Here is a 22795-nt window from a genome sequence, read left to right on the forward strand (position 1 = left end):
GATTTTACCAATTTAGGATGCGAAGGATTGGCAAAATCCTCAGTACTGTGTAACGGTACAGAACGGGGAGGGAATAGATGTTAGCAGCAACCTTTGATATCGGAACGACAGCCGTCAAGGCAGTGGTCGTGAACGAAAATGGAGAGCCCGTCTTTACCGGAAGCTCCGTGATCCACACCATCGAAACGGGAAACTTCTGAAAGCTTTTGTCAAGGGGGTGCGTGGATATTTTTCGTATTACTTACGCAGATTCTCTCTCTGCTTCTGCCTGAATAATGCGTTTCAACCTGTCCTCAGCAGTCAAACCGCTACTATGGTCAAAAAACACTTTGACTTTATAATTTGTTTTGCCTTGCTTAATCACAAAAACTCCATCCGGTTTGTTTTTCTCCGAATGGTTATTTTGGGTGGGTAGTGTACTGTTCACAATATTTGTCATACGATATTCCTCCTAATTAAATGAAAAAAGCCCGACAAGGAAAGGTCTGACAACGAAGTTCCGACAACGGACATCAAAAAACCTTTTTTCTTTATCGGGCGATACTATTTTTTTACTATTTCCTTTTTCTTTATAATATTGGTTGTCATGGTTGTCAGAGAGGGAAAAGTGCCGCAATATCAAGGCTTTCGGGATTTTTGCCCGACAACCAGACCGACAACCGGCTCGACAACCGAAGCGACAACTGGCTTTTATTTTTGCTTCAACCATTCTTCCGGAAGCCCTAACTGTTCCATTTCCTCTGTCGGGATTTCCTGAAAACCATCCATGCTGTTGTCAGGCTCGTTGTCGTTCCTGATACGCTCCCAGCCCTTTTGTCGGCGGTAAGGCTCTGGAAAGTACCTCGGATTGCTGAACGCCCTCCAGCCTGTGACAGCGTTATACATAATGTCATTGATCTCTCGCAGTTCCCATTGTTTCGGTTCGTCATAATCATGCCCCAATGCTTCTTTGTAAAGCTGTTTGGAACAGACTATGCTGCCGGAATAGCGTTCCAGATAGTCTAAAATCTGTCCTGCCTTTGTGTCCTCCGGCATAAAGTCCTTTTGGTGGGCTTTCAGATAGTCATTCATAGCCGGACTGAATCTCAGACGGAAATTGCCGCTTCTGTAAATCTCCATAGCTTCTGCCCACATCTGATTGATATACTCTCTGGAAGCCTGTTCATCTGCCAAAATATGAACCTCAGCCCTTTCAGGATAGACCATAACCGGAACGAAGCGGCGGTTGCCTGTTCGGTCAAGGGGAAGAAAGTCAAGGGTATTGGAAGAACCCCCAAATACACATTGTCGCTTTCTGTCTGCCGGATGTGTTTCATACGGTATCTTATAGGTTTCCTTTTGTCGGCTCAGAAAGGACTTGATTTCTTCAATGCTCTTAGCGTTGGCAGTTGCAATCATTTCCGACATTTCAATAATCCAATGCCCCTGCATTTTGCGGTACACATTTTCATCATCCAGCTTTTTCAAGTCATCAGAGAACCAGTCATCATTGACCGCAAGCAAACGGAAGAAAGAAGACTTTCCGGCTCCCTGACCGCCTACAAGACAGAGCATTACCTCAAATTTACACCCCGGCTTAAAGGCTCGTGAGATAGCACCCAACAGAAACAACTTCAATGCTTCATAGGTGTAATCATCTGTATCAGAACCAAGAAAGCGGTGCAGACAGAAGCGTATGCGTTCCGTTCCGTCCCATTGCAGGGCATTGAGAAAATCACAGACAGGGTGGTAACGGTTTTCATTGGCAATAACCGCAACTGCGTCTATGATTTTCTTCTCTACGGTCAATCCATAGTTTTCTTCAAAATATAGGAGCAGATATTTCACATCCACATCCGTCAATGTCGGGCTGTCACGATACCAACCGAGGGGCTTCACAATGTCGATTCTTTCGGTCAGAAGATTTTTTCGGATAGCTCCTTTCAAAAGTGGGTCATATTGCAGAACACGCTTATAATTTGCGGCAGTATTATAAACCTTACCTTTCTCGCTCTGCTCTAAGCTGTTTCGGATTTCTTCTACTGTGCATGGTTCTGTCTGCTGACAGTTCTGCAATTCGCTGTTCAAGTTTCAACACCTCCTTTCTCTGTTCTGCCACAAGTGCTTTTCGTTCCTCCAATGAACCATACAGAAGAATATCAAGCAGATATTCGATATAGTTCTTCTTATACAGTGCTTCTGCAAACAGGGGATTCCATTCTTCATCCGGCTGTTTAGGAGCGTATTTCTTTTCCCATTCTCTAAGAAGATGAAAATAATCCGTCAGCACCTTGTAGCAATGATTTTCTTCTTTTTGATACTTATGTTCCGGTGTCGGCTCACGAATATGAGGGCGAATACTCGGCTTTTGTCGGCTGTCATAGTTAAGACCAAAATCTTCAGCAAGTTTGACAGCAGTTTCCCTCAGCCCGATGCCGAATAGCTTCGCCGTGAGATCAACAGCGTCTCCGGTTGCTCCGCAGCCAAAACAGTAATAGCGTTCGTCCAGCTTCATACTGGGGGACTTATCCGAGTGAAACGGACAGCACGCCATACCTGTGCGACCCACTTTCAAGCCATAGGCTTCTGCGGCTTGTCGGGCAGTAACATTTTCTTTTACAACTTCAAATACATTCATGTGACTCCTTTCCTGAAACGAAAAAAGCACCTGTCATTTTCAAAACGAAAATAGCAAGTGCCTTAAAGTTCCATATTTAATTTTAGGTGCAAAAAAGCAGGAGACCTTTTCAGATTTCCTGCTTAGCAAAGCTGTGAAGATTTAATTGTGATTGGGTTGCCAGTTATACAAACTGAGATTTACTATTCCATCCAACTCAATTCGTATCTTTTGGCTCTCGAATAATAATCTCTTTTCCTTCTTTTTCTATCCGTTTTATAAAGTTATCAAAATGGTCTGTCATACCATCAACAAAAAATGCTTTTTTCTTTCTTCCATTGACATACACATTCATACCACCGCGTTTCATTTTACAATAAGATATGTCTGATATTTTCCAATATCTTCTAAAGATAAACATTTTAATAACCGTGATATTATCTCCTTCAACTTTTATCTCCCACACTCCTTTTAACGGAGCAATCATACCAAAAAGAGTAACTCCAAACCAAATAATAGATAATGGGATAATAATCATCAAATATCTTTTAGAATAAAATTTTTCAGGTTCACTCCAAAATCCCCAGATAAGAACACCAAGCAGAAACAAAGCACCTATTGCACATATAAATGATACATCTGATATTGTTCGAATAGAAAATTTATTTAAAGATTTTGTTGTTTTATGATTTCTTTTTTGCATTATATCTAAAATAAATAAAACGATATATGCACCTAAAATTGCACCTAAATATTTCATGTTTTACCTCCAAACTTCAAGTTTGTTGCTTACATTATACTTCATCAACCTAAAGAATGGAAGATTTTTTCTTGTTTCCCAAAGCAAAAGCACCTGTCATTTTAAGCTGTGAAGATTTAATTGTGGTTGGGTTGCCAGTTATACAAACACAAATCTGAATTTGTCTTTGCGTGTAGCTCCTCCTCAAACTGAAACCTGCTTGACTTTATCGTAAGCCTGAGTAAATTATAAAAACGCCAAATAAAAATACTAATAAAGCAACAACCTCTATACGAAAATCAAAGCATTTGAAAACCTCATTTCCATATTTTTCATTCTTAAATACAGAAATTTCTTTTCCAACCTTCCCCTTTCCCAATGATAAAAAGAAACAACCATGTGCAGTATAATACTTTTTGTTTTTAATCTTCACTATATAAGCATGCTTTTTAACATTAACACCACCTACTGAATAACCAGCATTTTGTTCTACAATGTCGATTATTTTCCCTTTGCATTTTTCGCCAGTAAAAACAACCCTATATTTTAGATATAGAACTAATAGCGATGTGATTATAAAAATACTCCCTAAAAGCCACATTTAATACACTCCTATAATTAAATCTTATTCTTATTAAATTCCAATTTTCCTGTTACACAAACTGGGATTTATCTATCTCTTTTTACTGTTTTTATTCTTCTATTTTCTAACAACATAATTGCAACACCTGCAACAATGAAACTGGAAATGCAAATTATTGTACCACTTGTTGAAATAGAACTATTGATAAAACCTGTAAAACTGTTGATAATTGTTAAAATAATTCCGAATAAACAAATAGCCAAAATTGCTTTAGATAATATTTTGTAATTTTTCATATTCATTCCCTCCATAAATTCAGCTTTGTTGCTTACATTATACTCTATCAACCTAAAGAATGGAAGATTTTTTCTTGCCTCCCAAAGCAAAAGCACCTGTCATTTTCAAAGCGAAAATAGCAAGTGTTTTAGAGTTCCATATTCAATTTTGGGTGCAAAAAAGCAGGAGACCTTTCTCAGATTTCCTGCTTTTCTCAATGATAATTATTTCTTTTAATTACTGAAAATCGGGAATTTCCTCACAAAATTCCTCGTTACAATAAGGCACGCCATCTTTGATACCCATAGTGATTTTTGAATCTAAATCCAAATAGTATCCCTCATACTGATAATCTGCCACTTCTTCTGATTCCTCTATCAATTTCTTCAGAGTTTCAGCAGCTTGCAAACTCTCAGCATTGTTCAGACCACCAATCGCCGGTCCGCTGCTTCCCTCATACACTTCCAAGTAAATTTTTTCAGAAGATTCCGGCTCAACAAATAGAATATAAGAGTAAGCGTCTTCAAAATTCTGTGTTTCATAATTGGGTTCTCCAAATAATGCACGCAGTCTGCCATAGGCGATGACAGGTTCTAAATCTAAGTTTGTAAGATTGCTGCTGTTTCCCGGTATACTTGTCAGGCTTGTGTCTTTCTTGAAATCAGATATTGTCATAGCATTTTCTCCTTCCGATACATTGTTCCCTAATGCACAACCGCTTAAGCACAGTGAAACAAGTAACATCAATGTTAATGGTTTTTTCATGATAGCTGTTACCTCTTTAAGATTCTCAAATAGTGTATCTCCATTATACTTCATCAACCTAAAGAATGGAAGATATTTTCTTGCTTTCTAAAACAAAAGCACCTGTCATTTTCAAAGTGAAAACAGCAAATGCCTTAGAGTTCCATATCCTGTTTTATGCTTTTCGCTTGATCTATCCGGCTGACTTCACACTCTGCAATTTCTTTCTTTTTGCGGCTCAACTGCTCTATAATAGAACTTTTGGCTTTCTTCTTAATTTGCTCCGTTCCGGCTTTTTTGACCTCCGGTTTCATCAGCGTGGTTTGGATTTTCTGAATGGTTGATTTCATAGCATTTGTGATTCTGGCAATCACTCCATCCAATCGTTTCACTGCATACTCAACTTCTTTCTTTGAAGCTTTACGCTCAGGGGAGAGAACCCATGCCTTAGACTGCTCCACCAGCTTAATATCCTCCTTGTGCGTTTCCAGTTTCACAGTATCAGTAACGACCTCAACCGCCTTGTCATAGGCAATATCGGCAACCTCGTCCACCAGAGCTTCCACATCCTCAATCTTCATCGTGAGTTCTTCCAGCTTTTGCTCCTGTGCTGACAGTTGCTCCTTTTGCTTGAAAAGGATATAATCCTGTTTTTCCAGATAAGCACGACCACCATATTCCGGTTCTTCTTCCAGTTGTAAGCCATGCTTTTTCGCCACATCAAACAGCAGCACTCGGCAAGCTGAATCGAAAGTCATCTTGCGGTTATTTTTTCTTCCGACAGGCTTCTCCGGTTCCGGCAGTTCAAACCCCAGTGCTTCCAAAGCCTTTTCCTGCTGTGGGGCAATCTCCCCATATTGATTTTCACAGTCGAACACATGACGCTCGTGAATATGAGGGGTGCTTTCATCCAAGTGCAGCGCCCAATTCAGGATATGGACATGAGAGCCGAAACGCTCATTTACGATTTCCATAAATTCTGTGACGATCTCAATGAGCAATTCCGGCGGAACATGATTATCAAGCGTTCCAATCTGATAGACCGTTTCCTCTGGACAGGTCTTTTTGCTTTTGAGCAAATCTCCGGTTTCCTTATTCCTTTCAGGGTGTCTGTTCTTCACATTTCTTTCGTTCTGTCCTGTCACAAAATCACGATACCGCTGATGATAAAAAAGCTGTTCCACATCTTCAAAAGTGGCAGACAGCTCATTTTCCTTTTCGGGATTTTTGAAATTGCGGAGGCCATTGTAACAGTCCCAATAGAGATTTTGTTTGGCTCGTTCTTCATCAATGTGTTCGCTGTTGGCAATGTCAAAACTGCGGTCATTGTGCTTCGGATTATAAACGCCATTCTTTCCGGCTCGTCCATTGTGTCTTGTTAATTTCACATGAGTTCCTCCTTTTCTTTTTGATTTCCCCGACAGGGGAGAAGGGCAGCGAAGCTGATTCCTTGCGGCTTTCTGCGTCAAGTAATACCCAGTACTAAGTGGCGAAACGCCACTTAACTGGGCAAGGCTGCCGCCCTTGACCTGCACAGGGATATTGCATTCCCTGTACCCATGCACAAAGGGTTGCACCCTCTGTACTCCCGCTCGAACAAACTGACTTCGCCCCGTCTCAAGCTCTGTCAGTCCCTTCGGTTTTACAAAACAGTCCACCGGACTATTTTGCAAAAAAGAAAAACCGACGCATGATCGCTTTACGCTCAATACATCGGTTTCTTTATCTGACCTTGACGGTCATATTCAGTTGTGGCAGATTAGCCAATTTGAAAAATTACTCTGGCACATCTACTGAATAACTTAGATTGTTTCCTCTCTTGTCGCTCTTTAAATCATCATAATACCATAGATACATCGTTCTGTCATATACATTGATTTCAATAACACCATCTGGCTTTTGACCTTCTACTTCTAATGAGTAAATTTCCTTATCATGTGCATAGCCAAAAACAAATCTGGTATCTGGATAATTTGGATTCAAGTCCTGTTGAAAATCACTTAATTTTAAAGATGAACGAATTAGTTCTGTAATATCAGATATAAGAATGCTATCCGCTTTAGTTGTAACCGGTGTAGCATTCATAAATGCATATTGTACACTTGCTTCCTCCACCTGTTTTTTGCAGCGTGCCATCACAAAACCTTGAACGGGATCGTTATCGCTTCCTGCCCGATAGAAAATAGTATCATACTGTTTGCCATTCCATATATGCAATATTTCATCAACATGATTAAGAAAATCTTCTGGAACAGAAAATTCTTCATTTTCAGCATTCAAAGGAGAATTCAAAATAGCTTCTTCGACAGAACTATAATATATGAGTTCAGAATCCTTTTTATCGTAATCACTCAAATTGAATTCGACATATGCATTGTCTTTATTGTCATCTTCCGGAACATAAGTATAACGACCATTTTCAATATGGTCATCATAATCAACAAACAGTCCAATACATATCAGCGCTGCAAAAATCAAAAAAACTATTCCTACAATGATTAGCAATATTTTCAAAAATTTTTTCATACAAAAGTCCACCTTCTTGCTTCATTTCAGTAAATTATATCATACCGATATGAACAATTCAATTCACGCTCTATCAAGTAGTTTTTTACTTACCTATAACGCACATTTCCGCAAAATCCATAGTCTCCGATACTTTCCTCACAGGCGATATACAGTCGGAATTCTGTCAGCTCATGAAATAAGAAAAACCGACGCATGATCGCTTTACGCTCAATACATCGGTTTCTTTATCTGACCTTGACGGTCATATTCAGTTGTGGCAGATTACAGGTAATCTACAAATTTCCCAAAACAAAATAGGATATTTATTTTTATTCTATTCAACTACATACCCATATTCTGTGTGTGGTAAATACCTTACAGTTATCTTATCTCCTAAATCGCTACCTGTTCCCCAATATTTTAATGAATGTTCTTCTCCAGTTTTCTCATCTCTAATATGTATTCTTCTTTCACTATTAGAGTTTTCTCCTGACATTGCACCTTGTGTAACTTCTCCGGTAACTTCAACTAAATTGTTAGATAGTAAATAAGGTATATCCAAGCAACAAGGAACAGTTATAAATATACCGAGAATCAATAACCCAACAACTGCCATCACATTGATTATTTTTTCCCATTTTTGATATTTTATTTTTTCTTCTTCATTGACAGCCTTTCGTTTTATAAACTTCCCATTTTTCTTTCTATGCAATACATACATAATTAAGACTATAAATGATACTATAATCACTCCAAAAGTTCTAAACATCAATAATGCCATAAATTTGTACTCCTTTCAAAGCGACACGCTATTTATTAACAGCTTTATCAGCTAATCTTTTATCTCCCCATGGCGTTTTCAGCATAGGCTCATTATCAATAATTCCTGCTCTTAAAATTTCAAGGGGTTTTTCTAATTGTAAGATGTTTTTATTATCTATAATAATAGCAGTTTGAAATTCCTCAAAACTTTCAAAAACTCTGTCTTGAAATATAAAAGATATATTTTCTTTACATTCCTCTGCGTTAGCAGGTAAAACACAGGAACCCATCACATATTTTTTCTCATTATAGGAAAACTCAATAAGAGTAAAAGCCATATCATTATCATAATCAGACTTGATAATTTCCATTAGATCTTTTGCTTCAATAATGAGCGTTGGCTTTTCATTTTTCTTAAAACCAAACATGAATAACACCTCCAAGAATTAACTTTATCTTATTTTTCATTATACTTCATCAACTTAACGAATGGAAGAAAAATTTGTGTGCAGAGTTCCTGTTCAAGCCTTGTAACGCGCATTTATGCAAAATCCATAGTCACCGATACTTTCCTCACGGGTGATATACAGTCGGAATTCTGTCAGCTCATGAAATAAGAAAAACCGACGCATGATCGCTTTACGCTCAATACATCGGTTTCTTCATCTGACCTTGACGGTCATATTCAGTTGTCTAACATCGTACTGTTATAAAATCTATGTCATTTACGATTTTTCTTATGCTGATTTGCCCAGTAAGATTTTACAGGGATTCTTCTTCTTTTTATGTCCTCCATAAATTCTTCTTTGTCAATATTACTATCAATGGTAAATAATTTTTCTCCATTTACATATACACGCATAGAACCTTTCTTTCTCTCGCAATAGGTAATATCTTCAAAGTGAAAAGTTCTCTTTCTTCCAGAAGTTGAACGCCATGTGATTTCATCTCCGTTCACTTCCAGTTTCCACATAATCATGTTCAATGAGCCGATTAAAGAAACAATAAAGAAAATACTAAAACCAATTGGTGGCAATAAATCATCTTGTTGAATAGCACTGGCTACCGTAGCTCCCCCAAAAAGAAACACCGCCAATACAAAAAACATAGTAAGTACTTTTTCGGTTTTTATTATATAATGCGTCCTAATTATTCCCTTTTTCTGTTCTTCCTCTCGTTCTTTAGCTCTCTTTTGTTGAAGATTTACAAGATATTTCCAAAGAAGAAGTACAACTAAATAGGGGCCTATTTGTGTAATTATATTCAAACACATTCGTAAAAAATCATTCATTTTTTGCCCTCCATAGTTCCAGCTATATAAAAATGATTGTTTGAAATCGAGTATTAAAAACCTCAATTTTTCATATCTCATTATACTTCATCAACTTAAAGAATGGAAGAAAAAATTTTGTGTACAGAGTTCCTGTTCAAGCCTTGTAACGCACATTTCCGCAAAATCTATAGTCCCCGATACTTTCCTCATAGGCGATAGGCAACGGTCAAAACATCAGGTCTGTACCTGACATTTTAACCGCATATCAGTCCTGATTATCACATTATCCCTGCTGACTGTTCAGCCCATGCTTTTTCGCATATTCGCTGGCTTTCTGTCTGCGTTCCTCACTGTAAGGCGGCAGGAAGCGGATAGACAGACGGGACTTTGCCAGCTCATAAGAAACACCGCCTTGAACATTGGATTTTTCCAGTCTGCAAAGGTCAGGGTACTTCTTAGCAAAAGCAGCCAACCTCTTTTTCAATCCGGCGTTGTGGGTGTAGATATTTGCCTTGTCCTCGCCCTCATTAAAGAGAACGATTGTTTCTTTCTCAATCTTCGTAAGTCTCGCCATAACAGCCCTCCCTATGGTTTTTCAACACACGCAGCTTGCAGTAAAAGCAGCGATACCACCTTTCAACACCCTCAGCACTCAGCTTGACGGAAAGCATATAAAACAGCTTCTTCGCCACTGGATCGGGTGCAAGGGCAGCTACCATACGCAAACGCTCGACGGTTACTTTCAGGTTCGGACAGCCAAAGGCATAAAGGGCTTCCATTTCATTCCGGTTCATCTTCATTGTGTTTTCCTCCTTAAAGTTTGATAAATGAAAAGCGACAGACACTTCATAAGGAAATACCTGTCGCTTCGTTGACGATATAAAATTGTTGGTTTTAGACTTGATAAAATCAGCAGTAAATCATTTCCTGTCTGATGATTTCTTCGGCTCGGTTACGGATAGAGTTCATGGACTGTACCCACAACATCTGATTGTCTGCTTTCATGGTTTCGGTCACGCCCTCGGCTTTTTTCATCTGCTCAATGATAAGGCTGCACCTTTCCGCTGCCTGTTCGTTCAGGTCAGCAAGGTAAGTATGCAGTTCGCCGGATAAACAGAGGGCAGAGAACCTTGCAGGGCGGTACTGCTCCAAATATGTCCTGTGCAGTCTGCCCCACATACCGATAGGGCGGTGTTCCTCCGGCAGCTTCAAGTCCGGCACATAGTAATCGCCCACAAGAACATAGTCCAGACCGTTACATTCATCATGGATTCGTGGTTTCAATTCTGTCATGCTATTTTTTCTCCTTTCACTTTTTGCCGATTTGATTTGCTTGTGGCGTTCTGTTCAACACACACATTGCTATCAGAACTTTTTTCTTCTGCTATACGCTCATGCTCCGCAAATTCTTTTGATTTCTCACGAATCTTTTTCATATACTTACGATTGGATTCTCGTTTTCTGCGAAGTCGTTCCGCCTCTTTTTCAGCAGCAATCCTTTCTTCCTCGGTTGGTTCATGCTGCTCCACAGGTACTTGAAATTGCCCGACATAGTTAAGATATATCTCCACCTCTGTGGTGCGGTCTGCACCTTTGCCTTGTGGCTCGTGAACCAGTATTTTGTCGATAAATTCATTTATCATGGCAGGAGTAAGTTCTGTAATGTTCTCATACTTTTTAACCAGCTTTAGAAAACGCTCCACATTATTTTGACCGCCTATAATCCGTTGCATATCAGCGGTGTCAGTCTCAATAATCTTGTTTAGCTCGTTCTGCTCATTTTCATAATCAGTAAGCATACTCTGAAAAAGTCTGTCCGGCAATCTTCCAATCACATTATCTTCATAGATTTTCCTGATAAGCATATCCAGTTCGTGAACTCGCTTCTGATTTCTTTCAATGCGGTTTTTTACAGTTTCAGAAACAGCAATATCTTTCATCGCCGATTCTTCTTGCAGAGAATAGACAAACTCCTGCTCATTCAAAGAAACATAATGGCAAGTCTCTTGTATGGTTTTCAGAATGATGCTTTTAAGTGCTTTTGTTGAAATATGGTGGCAAGTACAGTGCCGATCATACTTCTGATAAGCAAGATTATAAGTGGAACATTCATAACAATCTGCCGGATTTGAATGGCTTATCCGCTTTTCGCCTTTGGTAGTATAGTATATTCTTTCACGCCCTTTTCGTTGCCTGTGATTATACATCGGCGCACCACAGTCAGCACAGTAAATCTTTCCGGTTAGAACATTAGGCTCGCCCATAGGATCTGCTTTTCTTACATTCTGTCTTAACTTTTGAGCAAGCAGCCATGTTTCTTCATCAACAATAGGCTCTTGTGTATCATCAAAAACCACCCAATCTTCCTTATTTGCCCTTTTCACTTTTTTGTCCTTATAGGAATTTTTGAATGTCCTGAAGTTGACAGTCTTTCCGATATACTCTGGTCGGGCAATCAGAGTAGTAACCTGATTTCCTCGCCACATATATGGATTTTCTTTGTCATAGTTGCTTGCATGATTTCCAAGTCCCTTTTTGCCAAGATAATAAGATGGTCTTTCAATTTTTTCTTCTGAAAGTTCTCTTGCTATCTGATAAGGTCCTTTTCCCTCAATAGTCATACGATAAATTCTGCGGACTACTTCAGCAGCTTCTTCATCAATAATCCAATGGTCGGGGTTTTCTGGGTCTTTCAAATAGACGTATGGTGGGATATTACTTGTATGAGCGTTGCCGGAAGAACCTCTGGATTTCAGTACAGCTTTAATTTTCTTACTTGTGTCCCTAACAAACCACTCATTCATGATATTCAGAAAAGGGGCAAACTCACTGGTTTCTTGACGGTCACTGTCAATACCATTATTGATTGCTATAAATCGAACTTCCTTTTCTCTAAACAGAATGTCAGTGAAAAAACCTACTTGCAGATGATCTCTGCCAATTCTGGACATATCTTTGCAGATACAGGTAGTGATTTCTCCGTTTTTAACACCTTCAACAAGTCTGTTCCATGAAGGTCTGTCAAAGGTCGCTCCACTCCAACCATCATCGGTAAAATGAACAAGATTCGTAAAGCCATGTTTTATAGCATAATCTTCAAGCATTTGCTTTTGATGAACGATACTGTTACTCTCTCCAGCATTATCATCATCACGAGACAGTCTTTCATACAAAGCAGTAATGCCATTGCTTTTATCTTTTTTTCTTCTCATGCTGAACTCCTTTCTTCAATTCCTATCCACTCCTTACGCTCACAAAATATCACATCAAGGAACAGGATCCGGATGAGTGGTACGGGGCATTCTGCAGCCTGTCGAAAGAAATGCTTGAGATCATACCGGCAGCAGAGATTGGGGCCATCATCTTCTCCGGACAGATGCAGGATGTGATCTCGGTTGGGACAGAAGGAAAAGCACTCCGGAATGCGATCCTTTATTCCGACGGTCGGGCGGACGAGCAGGCACGGGTGATCATAAGAGAGGCGGCAAGGCGGAATGTAGTACCTCTTGGGGACGCGTATATCGCGGAGATCACGGGAAACCATTTTGACGGATCGATGCCGTTGGCGAAGATCTTGTGGCTGAAGGAAAATGAGCCGGATATCTATGCAAGAACCGCCTGTTTCCTGATCAGCTCAAAGGACTATATAATAGGTAGACTTACCAGTGTGTTCGCCGGAGACATGACCGCCTGCTCCACGGCGGGGGCCATGGATCTGGACAAGAAGATCTGGTCGGAGGAGCTGATTGGAGCGGCAGGAGTCGATATTAAGAAGTTCCCAAAACTTTTTTACGGCCATGAGTGTGTCGGCACGGTCACGGAGACCGGGGCGACGGAGAGTGGTTATCCGGTAGGAACAAAGGTCTATGCCGGAACCGGGGATGCGGGAGCGACGACACTTGCCAGCGGCATCTTGGCACCGGGGGAGTACAACATCAACCTCGGAACCTCCGGCTGGGTGGCAGCCGTATCCAACCAAAGGATGGAGAGTGAAGGCGGCGGATTCAATCTGGCGGCGATGCAGAAGGACCTGCTCATCAATGTAGTCCCGTTCCTAAACGGCGGAAACGTCCACCGGCTGATCGCGAAGATCCTGTCCAGGGATCCCGACGGGGCACCGGATTTCGGGTATATCTCAGAGATTCTTGAGAAAGCGGAACCCGGAAGTCACGGACTGTTCTTCCTGCCCTATGTGACAGGTGAGAGATTCCCGATCATGGACAGCAGCGTCCGGGGAAGCTTTCTGGGGTTATCTCAAGAGACCACGGCGGCAGATATGGCACAGAGTGTCCTCGAGGGAGTGGCATTTTCCATCCGTCAGGGACTGGAACTGTTCGACCATCCGGCGTCAAAGATCACGCTGATCGGAGGCGGAGCGAGGGAACGGCGATGGTGCCGGATCTTATGCAATGTCATGGGACAGAAAATCTTTGTATACAAGGATCCGGACCTTTTACCGGCACTGGCCATCGCCTCGGCGGTGTTCGTGGCGGAGGGCGTGATCCCGGATTACAAGTCCTTTATCGAGACACTGGAGAACCAGGGACACTGTGATACGGTGGAGCCGGATCTGGAAGTTTCGGAGAAGTATCACGGGATCTATCAGAAATATAAGAACATTTATCCGCTGGTAAGAGAGTTTTACAGCAGATAAAGGTCAGTCGGCAGCCATGATTTTTTTAAACCTGTGGTCTGCAAAAATAGAAAATATGGTAACGGTTAAGTAACATTTCCGCTGCTACAAAATCACGATTTCGATAACTGTCTGGCGGAGATTTGAAAAATCACTCCGGAAATATGGGTATGGACAGTTACAGACAATAAACCAGTTTACACGAGGAGGAAAAATATATGTCAAAAGGCAGATTTGGCGCGCATGGCGGTCAGTACATTCCTGAGACGCTTATGAACGCAGTACTGGAACTCGAAGAGGCATACAACCACTACAAGAATGACCCGGAATTCCAGAAAGAACTCACAATGCTTTTAAATGAATACGCGGGCAGACCGTCAAGGCTCTACTACGCGGAGCACATGACAAAGGATCTCGGCGGAGCGAAGATCTACTTAAAGAGAGAAGATTTGAATCACACCGGTGCCCACAAGATCAACAACGTGCTCGGTCAGGTGCTTCTCGCGAAGAAGATGGGAAAGACCCGTGTCATCGCTGAGACAGGCGCAGGCCAGCACGGTGTAGCGACAGTGACGGCGGCAGCGCTCTTCGGCATGGAATGCGAGATCTACATGGGCGAGGAGGACACAAAACGTCAGGCATTAAATGTTTACAAAATGCGCCTTCTCGGAGCAAAGGTGCATGCGGTGACAACCGGAACAGGAACCCTCAAAGATGCTGTTTCGGAGGCAATGAGAGAGTGGACGAACCGGATCGAGGACACCCACTATGTTCTCGGCTCCTGTATGGGACCACATCCGTTCCCGACTATCGTCCGTGACTTCCAGGCGGTTATCTCCAAGGAGATCAAGGAGCAGATGTTAGAGAAAGAGGGACGTCTTCCGGATGCAGTTCTTGCCTGTGTTGGCGGCGGATCCAATGCCATCGGCGCATTCTACAACTTTATTGAAGATAAAGACGTTCAGCTCATCGGCTGTGAGGCAGCAGGACGCGGTGTGAACACGGCAGAGACAGCGGCGACCATCGCCACAGGACGTCTCGGAATCTTCCACGGCATGAAATCTTACTTCTGCCAGGATGAGTACGGCCAAATTGCCCCGGTATATTCCATCTCTGCAGGCCTTGATTACCCGGGAATCGGACCGGAACATGCGAACCTTTACGATACCGGACGGGCCCAGTATGTGGCGATCACTGACGACGAGGCAGTCGATGCGTTCGAGTATCTCTCCAGAATCGAGGGAATCATCCCGGCGATCGAGAGCGCCCATGCCATCGCATACGCAATGAAGCTCGCACCGACGATGGGAAAGGATAAGATCATTGTTGTCAATGTTTCCGGAAGAGGAGACAAGGACTGTGCAGCAATCGCAAGATACAGAGGGGAGGATATTTATGAGTAAGATCGCAAACGCCTTCAAAGGCGGAAATGGAAAGGCATTTATCCCGTTTATCACCTGCGGTGACCCGTCCTTAGAGGTCACGGAGCAGCTTGTATACGCAATGGAGGAGGCAGGCGCAAACCTCATCGAGCTTGGTATCCCGTTCTCCGATCCGACGGCAGAGGGACCGGTGATCCAGGCGGCAAATATCCGCGCCCTGTCCGGCGGCGTGACCACCGACAAAATTTTTGCAATGGTTGAAAAAATCCGGAAAAACACACAAATTCCGATGGTTTTCATGACCTATGCGAATGTTGTCTTCTCCTACGGAACTGAGCGCTTCATCAAGAAGGCGTCTGAGCTTGGCATGGACGGACTGATCCTGCCGGATGTGCCGTATGAGGAGAAAGAAGAGTTTGATTCGGTATGCAAAAAGTATGATATGGATCTGATCTCCCTCATTGCCCCGACCTCCCATGAGAGAATCAGCATGATCGCGAAAGAGGCGTCCGGCTTTGTATACTGCGTATCCTCTCTTGGCGTTACCGGAACGAGAAGCGAGATCACAACGGATATCGGCGCGATGGCGAAGCTTGTGAAAAAGGCGAAAGATATCCCGTGCGCGGTTGGCTTCGGAATCTCCACCCCGGAGCAGGCAAAGAAGATGGCAGGTCTCTCCGACGGCGCTATCGTTGGTTCCGCGATCGTGAAGCTCTGCGGAACGTATGGAAAAGATGCGGTTCCGTATGTGAAAGAGTATGTGAAGTCCATGTGTGACGCGGTGCATGGGATCTAAGAAGCGGCTGGGAAACGCTCCGCGAGGATGCGCAGTGATTTTGATAGGAATAAGTCAGCTTCGCTGACCAGAATCACGCGCCAAGTTTCACGGTCGTTCGACTTAAATGAGAAGAATGTTGTCAAAATGGTAATTGGGAACATGCACTTCACATGCACTTTTGCGAGGTAAAGTGTTTGCGTTGTACCGTACTTTGTGCTAAAATTAAATAACGAACTGTCAATTCTGCGGTGCAGGGACTCCTTTGCACCGCAGTTGTTTGTGTTACTTGCGCAAAGATGTAGGTTGTCGCAAGCAACCGCGCGAGACGCACGAATGTGCCAAGGCACGTTCCTTTTTGAAAAGGAGAAGGATGTATGCCAGTAGGAATTATCATCAATGCCCTGTCCGTCGCCATCGGTGGTGTGGTCGGGGCTTTATTTGGGCATAAGCTGCCCACAAGGATCAATTCAGAGCTCACGAAGATCTTCGGCGTCTGCTCCATGGGAATGGGCGTGAGCTCCATCGGTCTTATGAAAAATATGCCCGCCGTTATCTTTGCGGTGATCATTGGGACCGCGTTTGGGCTGGCGGTGAATCTCGGCGGGATCATCAACAGCGGCGCGGCGTGCATGGAGAAGCCGGTCGGAAAGATCTTCCCGAATAAGAATGCGTCCATGTCCAGAGAAGAGTATATGACGATGCTCGTGACGATCATCGTGCTGTTCTGTGCCAGCGGAACAGGAATCTATGGATCTCTGGATTCCGGAATGAGCGGTGATCACACGATTCTGATCTCCAAGTCCATTCTGGACTTCTTTACTGCGATGATTTTTGGAGGAACCCTGGGAATGGTGGTCGCGGCTGTTGCAATCCCGCAGTGCGTGATCTTTCTCGCAATCTTCGCTGCGGCGAAGTTCATCTTTCCGCTTACCACACCGGATATGATCGCGGACTTCAAGGCCTGCGGTGGTTTTCTTCTTCTGGCCACAGGTTTCCGCATCGCAAAGATCCACAACTTCCCGGTCGCCGATATGATCCCCGCGATGGTGCTCGTCATGCCGGTGAGCTGGTTCTGGGGGAATGTGGTGGTGCCGATGCTGTAAGAAAAGTGGATGCGAAAAGTACACTATAGTAAATTCAAGGTTTCCAAGGCTATCCTTGGGAGCCTTTTTATGTCACGGTAAAAAATATAAGTGATTGCGAAATAGCTCACAATATTTTAATGTATAAAAATAATAAGAAAACAAATAAAATAGCAATAAATGCGCACAAAATAACAAGAAATGATTTATGAGCGATAAAACTTGACAATATTGCAAACAAGATATATCATACATGTAAAGGGGATGATAAAAATGACAAAAAGTTATATGATAAAAGAAATGATAATGCAATTATTATCGGATGGGGCAGGGCACTCTGTCTCAGAGATGAAAGATTATTTATTTGAAAAAGGGTTAGAAGACTATTCAGAAGGACAGTTTGCTGGTTCTGTTAATAATTTGCTAAGAAATAAAAAAATAGAGAAGGTTAATCGAGGCACATATAAAATTGCCGGTGAAAATTTGACAGGAGAAGGGCGGGGGAGCGTTATGAAAAAATGTTTTGTTGTTTCACCCATAGGTGATGCAGGTACAGATATCAGGAAAAATGCTGATCAGTTGTATCAGCATATAATTAAACCAGTATGCGAAAAATGCGGATTTGCTGCACAGAGAGTAGATGAATTTAATACGTCTAATTCAATAACACAAGAGATATTGGATGCGTTAAATGATTATGATTTGGTTATTGCAGATTTAACAGGACACAACCCAAATGTGTTTTTTGAAATTGGATATCGAACAAAAAGTCAGAAACCAATAATTCATTTAAAACGCAAAGATGAAACAATACCGTTTGATGTATCATCCATTCGTACGTTTGAATATGATTTAACTGATTTGGATATGGTAACTGCAACAAAAGATAGATTAGAGCAGGTAATAAGAAATTTTAAGTATGATGAATATAAGGAGTCTAAACGAGGCAATAACTTTGAAAATAATATGATTGTTGCTTCTTTAAATGATATCCAATATAAAATTGATGTTTTAACTGAGGAAATCAAAAAGAAAGAGAATGAAACCATAAAAACGGTAATTGAAACTTTTAATGCTCAAAAGCCAGAGCCAGAGTCTCTTGAAACAGAAATGATGAAGATACTAATGCCAGAGCTGATAAAAAATCCTAATGCTGCCGATGTCTTGTTGAGATTGAGCGAGAAATTTAAGTAAGGAGAACATCAGTGACAAAGAGATATACGTTGTTTTTAGATGAAAGTGAAACACATAAGCATGATCCGATGACCCATAGTGACAGTGACTATCATTTCTGTATGGCTGGAGTTATTGTTGCAGAGGATGATTACGCTCAATAAAAAAATAGTGTTAACCAGTTAAAACGTAATGTGTGGTCAGAATTGGATAATCCAGAGTGTGTAGTTTTGCATCAAATGCGATTAATAGAAGCAGAAAAGGGACGTTTGGATGTCAGAAAATACCCAGAGTATTCGAAATTCAATCGCCGATCAGAACGAAAAAAATTTTACGATGAACTTAAAAAAGTTTTCGTTAATAATAAGTTGATGATAGTTGGAAGTAGTATTAATGAAGACGATTTGAAACGGTATTATTGGGTTGAGAAGAAAAATACGCAAGATCAATATCTAGTGGCAATGCAATTATTGTTAGAAAATTATTGCCATTTTTTGTGCATGAATAATGCAATGGGAAATATTGTATATGAGCATAGAGAACTAATAGGGAATGAAAAGCTTAGAGACAAGTATTATCATATGAAACTTATGGGGTCGATGTATATGACTAAAGAAGCTGCAGAAAAACGACTCTTGGGAATAGATTTCATTGATAAAGCAAAGAATGAAGCTGGACTTCAAATAGCTGATTTTATTCCCAACGCATTTGCTAGAGATCATGCAGGAATTAATCAGCCTAATCCGAATATTTTCACAACACTTCGTTATAACTTATATGATGGAAATGCAGGAAATAGAGAACGTTTTGGAATAAAATATATGCCGTAAAAAGAAAAATAGTATATTGACAAGAAGCGTTACATATAATAAAATACATGTAGGGATTGGGAGATGCCAACTACGTTTTGTGCTTGCACAAGAGACAATCGTTGGATTAGCCAAAAGCTAAGTATGGAGAAAAATACAATCGGCAACGAACCCTATATCGAAAAAGCTACCGTGTTAGGTAGCTTTTTTGTGTTGATAGAAGATATAAAGATAGTTCCAGTGAACAAAAATATTAACTGGAGCTATTTTTATTATCTAACTGATAAAAATGTAAGCAGATCAGAGTTACGACTGCGCACCCAAAGCAGTCGATCAGCACGTCCGTAAACCGTCCTGCGCGGCCCGGGACGAAGAGCTGGTGGAATTCGTCGGTGCAGGCGTAGAGGAAGACGATGGCGAGAGCGATGAGAAGACGGAGTTTCATGTTGGAGGTCCGATACGTAAAGTGCAGTCCGAAACGGACGGTGCAGTAAAATACCAGATATTCAGTCATGTGGGCGGCTTTCCGGACTGGGAAGCTCATGAGTTCGATGAGGTCAGCGTACTGCGCCGGATCCCCGTGGAAAAAACCGAGCTTTGTGCCGAGTATGAGGATCAGTCGGCTCACGGTATCGCTCATTTCCGCGGACTCCGCCGCGGGCTGGGCGGAGAACCAGAAAATGGTGATGGCGACACAAAGTGCCGGAAGCCAGGAAAGCAGCTTTACGGCCGTGGGATAATCCTTTTTATGATTCATATTTCCTTTTTCAGATATCACATGCATTACAGAGAAAGCTCTCCTTTCGCCCGTGCTTTCCGATCCCGTATGGAATGAATCACCGGAACCATGAAAATTGCCACAATTCCACCTGCAAATCCATTATTATATAAATTCATGCCACCATACACAATTCCGACATTTAAGGCGACAGAGGAGTGAAGAAAACCTGCGAGAAGCCCCATGAAGACTCCGAATTCCCCGGCAATCGGCGCCAGTGTCGTCGAAAATAAAAGTGCAAGGATCGGTGACGGAGAATTGATGGTCCAATGCTTTGTAAAGCTTGCGAAAAGCACGCCGAACATGATCGGGGCGATGTTGCGGATATGTTTTCCTGTGGCAGAAAAGCCAACGATCGTAAAGATTCCGCCGATTGTCGGTCCGTTCAGTTCACCTCCGACTCCGAGAACAAAGATTGTGGCAAAGAGACCGTTGATGGCCATATTGAGGATTGTTGCCGCGCCCCCGTTATCCCGGAGATAATCGGTTCCACCGATTCCGGAGCAGGATAAGATTTTCCTGTAGGATTCACCAACTTCCTTTCCGCCGAAGAGGAATGCCGCGATGATCATGGCGGCAAACAGCCCGCAGAGGATCGCAAACAGCAGCTGGTTGTTGCCCTCGGACCAGATCAGGCGGGACTCAGTGGTGATGCCGAAGGATTTTAACACGGATACAACGACGGTGGCGATGATCCCGGCGGAAAAACCTACGTTATAGAGGGAGTAACCTTTGTGGGAATAATGAACATGGGTGGATAACGGCGGCAGCACGAAACCGATCATGAGCCCCACGGCGAGGCTGATGAGAAGCCGCAGGAGGTAGGGCAGATTCGAGATGTACATGATCTGCGTGATGATCGGGGACAGGCTGGTGCCGTAAAAACCGATATAAACATAGCGTGACAGGTGCATTTTGTGATAGTGGGCATAGATATACACGCCGAGCAGGATCGCCCAGATGTTTAAGAGGTTCTTTCCGAACAGGGAAAAGCCAAACATCAGGCAGCTGGATGTGATCGTATGTCCGTCCATCTCCATATCGAGGAAATAGATGGTCCAGATACATAAAAGTGTCAGCAGTCCGGCATTGATAAAGGAAGTTCCGATGCCGCCGATCAGAAAATAGTCTGTGATCAGAAAGTCCGGCTCCCTGATCAGTGTCCAGAGTCCCGGAAGAATTTCCTTGATAGGCTGTAAAAACAGTCCGACGATCATGAAATAGAGGGGGATCAGGGACAGAAGACGGAACTTCTGGAGTCTTGTGAGGGGGGAATGTGTCATGTACGTGTCCTTTCTATCTTTTCTGGTAAATTGAGGTTCAGACTGGCGCAGGAAAATGCGCGCATGGTTTAGTATACCGTAAAATCGTAGGAATAGAAAGAGGTTTTGCTGATTGCAGAATAGAAACAAAAAGAGACCCAGACAAAATATGCTAGATCTCTTTTCCCGTACTGCTTAAAATACTCCGGCGGAAGATTCCCGAATGTCGAAATTACTGAATGAACAGTGTATTTACATCAAGCTCATTCTCAATCATGCCGGACTCATACATGAAATCGGCTGTCTTCTGGAAACCTTCTTTGTCAGCATCAGTGATCTCCGTGGAGAAGTCATAGAAACCGTACATTTCCTTAACTGCGTCAACATCAAGATCAAGTGCTGCGGCAACAGTCTCTATGGCTGCATCCTGATTATCAGCCATGTAGGATGCAATCTCGTCCTGTGCAGCATTTAACTTTTCAATGACATCCGGATGCTCATCGTAGAACTTCAGGGTCGTTGCAACTGCGATCAGTGCGCTGATCAGGCCCTCGCCGTCTGCAAGAAGGTGGTAGCCCTGCTGTTCTGCGTTGTAAGCAGTTGCGCCTGCGAGCAGGGCAACGTCAACGCTGCCGCCATCAAGACCTGCCTTTGCGTCCGGGATGGTCATGTTTACATAGTTTACATCGTCAAGAGTCATGCCTGCCTGAGCAAGGTAGGAGACAAGGAGTTCATGAAGGTTGGTACCGGTTGGTCCTGCAATCGTCTTGCCTTTTAAACTCTCCGGAGTTGTCAGAGTCTCATCCTTGGAGTACATGCAGAATGCCTTCGGGGAACGGCTGTACATGTTTAATACCTTGATGTCAGCACCGTTTGCAGCGGACAGGATCACGGATGTTGCACCTACTGCGTAGAGAACCTGAACGTCGCCGGAAGCCAGAGCCTGTGTCTGGTCAGCGCCGGAAGTAAGCTCTGCGTACTCAACCGGAACGCCGAGCTCTTTTTCGAAGATTCCCTGGTCCTTTTCGATGATGGTCGGTACATTTAACGGAGATGTTACATAGGTAACTGTGAGTTTATCGATGGATGTCTCAGCGTCAGCTGTAGCCTCGGCAGAAGTTTCAGCCTCAGCGGAAGTCTCAGCGGTTGTCTCGGCAGCAGAAGCAGCCGCAGTCTCTTTGCCTGCAGATCCGGAGCAGCCTGCAAGGGAAAATGTCATGCATGCCGCGAGTCCTAATGCGATCAGTTTTTTCATTTTGTTTTGTCCTCCTCATGTAAGTTGAAAAAATAAGTGTATGATACGCCTAAGTTAATAGGCAGATATCCGAACTTAATAAAATGATGGGAATCCCTTAAATAAGGAAACCAGCTAATAAAATTTTTTTTGGGACAGCTCATAACATTATGTTTATGCTTT

Annotated in this window: 27 protein-coding genes; 8 read left to right on the top strand and 19 right to left on the bottom strand. The window is 42.6% G+C overall.

The features are described 5' to 3' along the window. The first annotated feature begins 77 nt into the window (after positions 1–77). Positions 78–200, top strand: coding sequence for a hypothetical protein (locus DW677_RS19090; RefSeq protein ID WP_278286995.1), 123 nt, complete (start codon positions 78–80; stop codon positions 198–200). 41 nt (positions 201–241) lie between these two features. Here the strand turns inward: DW677_RS19090 and DW677_RS11280 are convergent, their stop codons facing one another. The 16 genes from DW677_RS11280 to DW677_RS11355 all read right to left on the bottom strand — a co-directional run bounded on the left by DW677_RS11280 (position 242) and on the right by DW677_RS11355 (position 12693). Continuing rightward, on the bottom strand, positions 242–439 hold the full coding sequence (locus DW677_RS11280; RefSeq protein WP_003864557.1) for a hypothetical protein: 198 nt from the start codon (positions 437–439) through the stop codon (positions 242–244). Positions 440–690: 251 nt separating this feature from the next. Then, the gene (locus DW677_RS11290) at positions 691–2067 is read right to left on the bottom strand and encodes a virulence-associated E family protein (RefSeq protein ID WP_117567266.1); all 1377 of its coding nucleotides are present in this window, start codon (positions 2065–2067) and stop codon (positions 691–693) included. Next, positions 1979–2617, bottom strand: a complete 639-nt coding sequence (locus DW677_RS11295; RefSeq protein WP_117567268.1) for a CHC2 zinc finger domain-containing protein — start codon at positions 2615–2617, stop codon at positions 1979–1981. Before DW677_RS11295 ends, DW677_RS11290 begins: the two co-directional genes overlap by 89 nt. A gap of 196 nt (positions 2618–2813) precedes the next feature. Next, entirely contained in the window at positions 2814–3356 is a 543-nt protein-coding gene (locus tag DW677_RS11300; RefSeq protein ID WP_117567270.1) for a DUF6560 family protein, read from the bottom strand. A 205-nt stretch (positions 3357–3561) separates the two neighbouring features. Beyond that, positions 3562–3936, bottom strand: a complete 375-nt coding sequence (locus tag DW677_RS11305) for a hypothetical protein (RefSeq protein ID WP_117567272.1) — start codon at positions 3934–3936, stop codon at positions 3562–3564. A 68-nt stretch (positions 3937–4004) separates the two neighbouring features. Continuing rightward, complete coding sequence (locus DW677_RS18175) at positions 4005–4214, bottom strand: hypothetical protein (protein WP_147324957.1); 210 nt, start codon at positions 4212–4214, stop codon at positions 4005–4007. A 217-nt stretch (positions 4215–4431) separates the two neighbouring features. After that, positions 4432–4959: a hypothetical protein gene (locus DW677_RS11310; protein ID WP_242992156.1), complete on the bottom strand. Its 528-nt coding sequence runs from the start codon at positions 4957–4959 to the stop codon at positions 4432–4434. A gap of 134 nt (positions 4960–5093) precedes the next feature. Further along, positions 5094–6326, bottom strand: a complete 1233-nt coding sequence (locus tag DW677_RS11315) for a plasmid recombination protein (protein ID WP_242992157.1) — start codon at positions 6324–6326, stop codon at positions 5094–5096. Between the two features lie 388 nt (positions 6327–6714). Then, positions 6715–7464: a hypothetical protein gene (locus tag DW677_RS11320; RefSeq protein ID WP_003023129.1), complete on the bottom strand. Its 750-nt coding sequence runs from the start codon at positions 7462–7464 to the stop codon at positions 6715–6717. A 316-nt stretch (positions 7465–7780) separates the two neighbouring features. Next, on the bottom strand, positions 7781–8227 hold the full coding sequence (locus DW677_RS11325) for a hypothetical protein (RefSeq protein WP_003023134.1): 447 nt from the start codon (positions 8225–8227) through the stop codon (positions 7781–7783). A 28-nt stretch (positions 8228–8255) separates the two neighbouring features. Next, positions 8256–8636: a hypothetical protein gene (locus DW677_RS11330; RefSeq protein ID WP_003023131.1), complete on the bottom strand. Its 381-nt coding sequence runs from the start codon at positions 8634–8636 to the stop codon at positions 8256–8258. Between the two features lie 293 nt (positions 8637–8929). Continuing rightward, positions 8930–9499, bottom strand: a complete 570-nt coding sequence (locus DW677_RS11335; RefSeq protein WP_117567276.1) for a DUF6560 family protein — start codon at positions 9497–9499, stop codon at positions 8930–8932. A 265-nt stretch (positions 9500–9764) separates the two neighbouring features. Beyond that, entirely contained in the window at positions 9765–10055 is a 291-nt protein-coding gene (locus DW677_RS11340) for a hypothetical protein (RefSeq protein ID WP_007488503.1), read from the bottom strand. Further along, the gene (locus DW677_RS11345; protein WP_117567278.1) at positions 10033–10281 is read right to left on the bottom strand and encodes a ferredoxin; all 249 of its coding nucleotides are present in this window, start codon (positions 10279–10281) and stop codon (positions 10033–10035) included. The genes DW677_RS11340 and DW677_RS11345 overlap by 23 nt, the downstream gene beginning before the upstream one ends. 109 nt (positions 10282–10390) lie before the next feature. Then, positions 10391–10774, bottom strand: coding sequence for a TnpV protein (locus DW677_RS11350; protein ID WP_117567280.1), 384 nt, complete (start codon positions 10772–10774; stop codon positions 10391–10393). Beyond that, positions 10771–12693, bottom strand: a complete 1923-nt coding sequence (locus tag DW677_RS11355) for a recombinase family protein (protein WP_117567282.1) — start codon at positions 12691–12693, stop codon at positions 10771–10773. Before DW677_RS11355 ends, DW677_RS11350 begins: the two co-directional genes overlap by 4 nt. Before the next feature lie 53 nt (positions 12694–12746). Between DW677_RS11355 and DW677_RS11360 the strand changes: the two genes are divergently transcribed. From DW677_RS11360 to DW677_RS11385, 7 genes are all read left to right on the top strand, one after another. After that, entirely contained in the window at positions 12747–14135 is a 1389-nt protein-coding gene (locus DW677_RS11360) for an FGGY family carbohydrate kinase (RefSeq protein ID WP_278286996.1), read from the top strand. Between the two features lie 197 nt (positions 14136–14332). Then, complete coding sequence (trpB, locus tag DW677_RS11365) at positions 14333–15517, top strand: tryptophan synthase subunit beta (protein ID WP_117567284.1); 1185 nt, start codon at positions 14333–14335, stop codon at positions 15515–15517. Next, positions 15510–16292: a tryptophan synthase subunit alpha gene (gene trpA, locus DW677_RS11370; protein WP_117567286.1), complete on the top strand. Its 783-nt coding sequence runs from the start codon at positions 15510–15512 to the stop codon at positions 16290–16292. Before trpB ends, trpA begins: the two co-directional genes overlap by 8 nt. Before the next feature lie 356 nt (positions 16293–16648). Continuing rightward, complete coding sequence (locus DW677_RS11375) at positions 16649–17377, top strand: DUF554 domain-containing protein (RefSeq protein ID WP_021905098.1); 729 nt, start codon at positions 16649–16651, stop codon at positions 17375–17377. Positions 17378–17629: 252 nt separating this feature from the next. Further along, entirely contained in the window at positions 17630–18550 is a 921-nt protein-coding gene (locus DW677_RS11380) for a hypothetical protein (protein ID WP_015552931.1), read from the top strand. Positions 18551–18561: 11 nt separating this feature from the next. After that, positions 18562–18693, top strand: coding sequence for a DUF3800 domain-containing protein (locus DW677_RS19095; protein WP_147324959.1), 132 nt, complete (start codon positions 18562–18564; stop codon positions 18691–18693). A gap of 42 nt (positions 18694–18735) precedes the next feature. Next, positions 18736–19359 (top strand): DUF3800 domain-containing protein, encoded by a 624-nt coding sequence (locus DW677_RS11385; protein ID WP_147324961.1) that lies wholly within the window; start codon positions 18736–18738, stop codon positions 19357–19359. Between the two features lie 232 nt (positions 19360–19591). Here DW677_RS11385 and DW677_RS11390 read toward each other — a convergent pair whose 3' ends face one another. The 3 genes from DW677_RS11390 to DW677_RS11400 all read right to left on the bottom strand — a co-directional run bounded on the left by DW677_RS11390 (position 19592) and on the right by DW677_RS11400 (position 22633). Next, positions 19592–20095 (bottom strand): VanZ family protein, encoded by a 504-nt coding sequence (locus DW677_RS11390; RefSeq protein WP_117567309.1) that lies wholly within the window; start codon positions 20093–20095, stop codon positions 19592–19594. A 26-nt stretch (positions 20096–20121) separates the two neighbouring features. After that, on the bottom strand, positions 20122–21399 hold the full coding sequence (locus DW677_RS11395; protein WP_117567290.1) for a DUF1576 domain-containing protein: 1278 nt from the start codon (positions 21397–21399) through the stop codon (positions 20122–20124). 211 nt (positions 21400–21610) lie between these two features. Next, positions 21611–22633 (bottom strand): NrtA/SsuA/CpmA family ABC transporter substrate-binding protein, encoded by a 1023-nt coding sequence (locus tag DW677_RS11400; protein ID WP_117567292.1) that lies wholly within the window; start codon positions 22631–22633, stop codon positions 21611–21613. Positions 22634–22795: the final 162 nt, after the last annotated feature.

The organism is Clostridium sp. AM25-23AC (assembly GCF_003435125.1).
GTDB classification, from domain to species: Bacteria; Bacillota; Clostridia; order Lachnospirales; family Lachnospiraceae; genus Pilosibacter; species Pilosibacter fragilis.

What these genes read in the sequence shown, in the direction of transcription:
- DW677_RS11330 (WP_003023131.1), bottom strand. Translation starts at nt 8,636, where the DNA reads ATGTTTGGTTTTAAGAAAAATGAAAAGCCAACGCTCATTATTGAAGCA.
- DW677_RS11355 (WP_117567282.1), bottom strand. Translation starts at nt 12,693, where the DNA reads ATGAGAAGAAAAAAAGATAAAAGCAATGGCATTACTGCTTTGTATGAA.
- DW677_RS11375 (WP_021905098.1), top strand. Translation starts at nt 16,649, where the DNA reads ATGCCAGTAGGAATTATCATCAATGCCCTGTCCGTCGCCATCGGTGGT.
- DW677_RS11280 (WP_003864557.1), bottom strand. Translation starts at nt 439, where the DNA reads ATGACAAATATTGTGAACAGTACACTACCCACCCAAAATAACCATTCG.
- DW677_RS11395 (WP_117567290.1), bottom strand. Translation starts at nt 21,399, where the DNA reads ATGACACATTCCCCCCTCACAAGACTCCAGAAGTTCCGTCTTCTGTCC.
- DW677_RS11310 (WP_242992156.1), bottom strand. Translation starts at nt 4,959, where the DNA reads ATGAAAAAACCATTAACATTGATGTTACTTGTTTCACTGTGCTTAAGC.
- DW677_RS11325 (WP_003023134.1), bottom strand. Translation starts at nt 8,227, where the DNA reads ATGGCATTATTGATGTTTAGAACTTTTGGAGTGATTATAGTATCATTT.
- trpB (WP_117567284.1), top strand. Translation starts at nt 14,333, where the DNA reads ATGTCAAAAGGCAGATTTGGCGCGCATGGCGGTCAGTACATTCCTGAG.
- DW677_RS18175 (WP_147324957.1), bottom strand. Translation starts at nt 4,214, where the DNA reads ATGAAAAATTACAAAATATTATCTAAAGCAATTTTGGCTATTTGTTTA.
- DW677_RS11305 (WP_117567272.1), bottom strand. Translation starts at nt 3,936, where the DNA reads ATGTGGCTTTTAGGGAGTATTTTTATAATCACATCGCTATTAGTTCTA.
- DW677_RS11295 (WP_117567268.1), bottom strand. Translation starts at nt 2,617, where the DNA reads ATGAATGTATTTGAAGTTGTAAAAGAAAATGTTACTGCCCGACAAGCC.
- DW677_RS11390 (WP_117567309.1), bottom strand. Translation starts at nt 20,095, where the DNA reads ATGAATCATAAAAAGGATTATCCCACGGCCGTAAAGCTGCTTTCCTGG.
- trpA (WP_117567286.1), top strand. Translation starts at nt 15,510, where the DNA reads ATGAGTAAGATCGCAAACGCCTTCAAAGGCGGAAATGGAAAGGCATTT.
- DW677_RS11400 (WP_117567292.1), bottom strand. Translation starts at nt 22,633, where the DNA reads ATGAAAAAACTGATCGCATTAGGACTCGCGGCATGCATGACATTTTCC.
- DW677_RS11345 (WP_117567278.1), bottom strand. Translation starts at nt 10,281, where the DNA reads ATGAAGATGAACCGGAATGAAATGGAAGCCCTTTATGCCTTTGGCTGT.
- DW677_RS11300 (WP_117567270.1), bottom strand. Translation starts at nt 3,356, where the DNA reads ATGAAATATTTAGGTGCAATTTTAGGTGCATATATCGTTTTATTTATT.
- DW677_RS19090 (WP_278286995.1), top strand. Translation starts at nt 78, where the DNA reads ATGTTAGCAGCAACCTTTGATATCGGAACGACAGCCGTCAAGGCAGTG.
- DW677_RS11320 (WP_003023129.1), bottom strand. Translation starts at nt 7,464, where the DNA reads ATGAAAAAATTTTTGAAAATATTGCTAATCATTGTAGGAATAGTTTTT.
- DW677_RS11380 (WP_015552931.1), top strand. Translation starts at nt 17,630, where the DNA reads ATGACAAAAAGTTATATGATAAAAGAAATGATAATGCAATTATTATCG.
- DW677_RS11340 (WP_007488503.1), bottom strand. Translation starts at nt 10,055, where the DNA reads ATGGCGAGACTTACGAAGATTGAGAAAGAAACAATCGTTCTCTTTAAT.
- DW677_RS11335 (WP_117567276.1), bottom strand. Translation starts at nt 9,499, where the DNA reads ATGAATGATTTTTTACGAATGTGTTTGAATATAATTACACAAATAGGC.
- DW677_RS11350 (WP_117567280.1), bottom strand. Translation starts at nt 10,774, where the DNA reads ATGACAGAATTGAAACCACGAATCCATGATGAATGTAACGGTCTGGAC.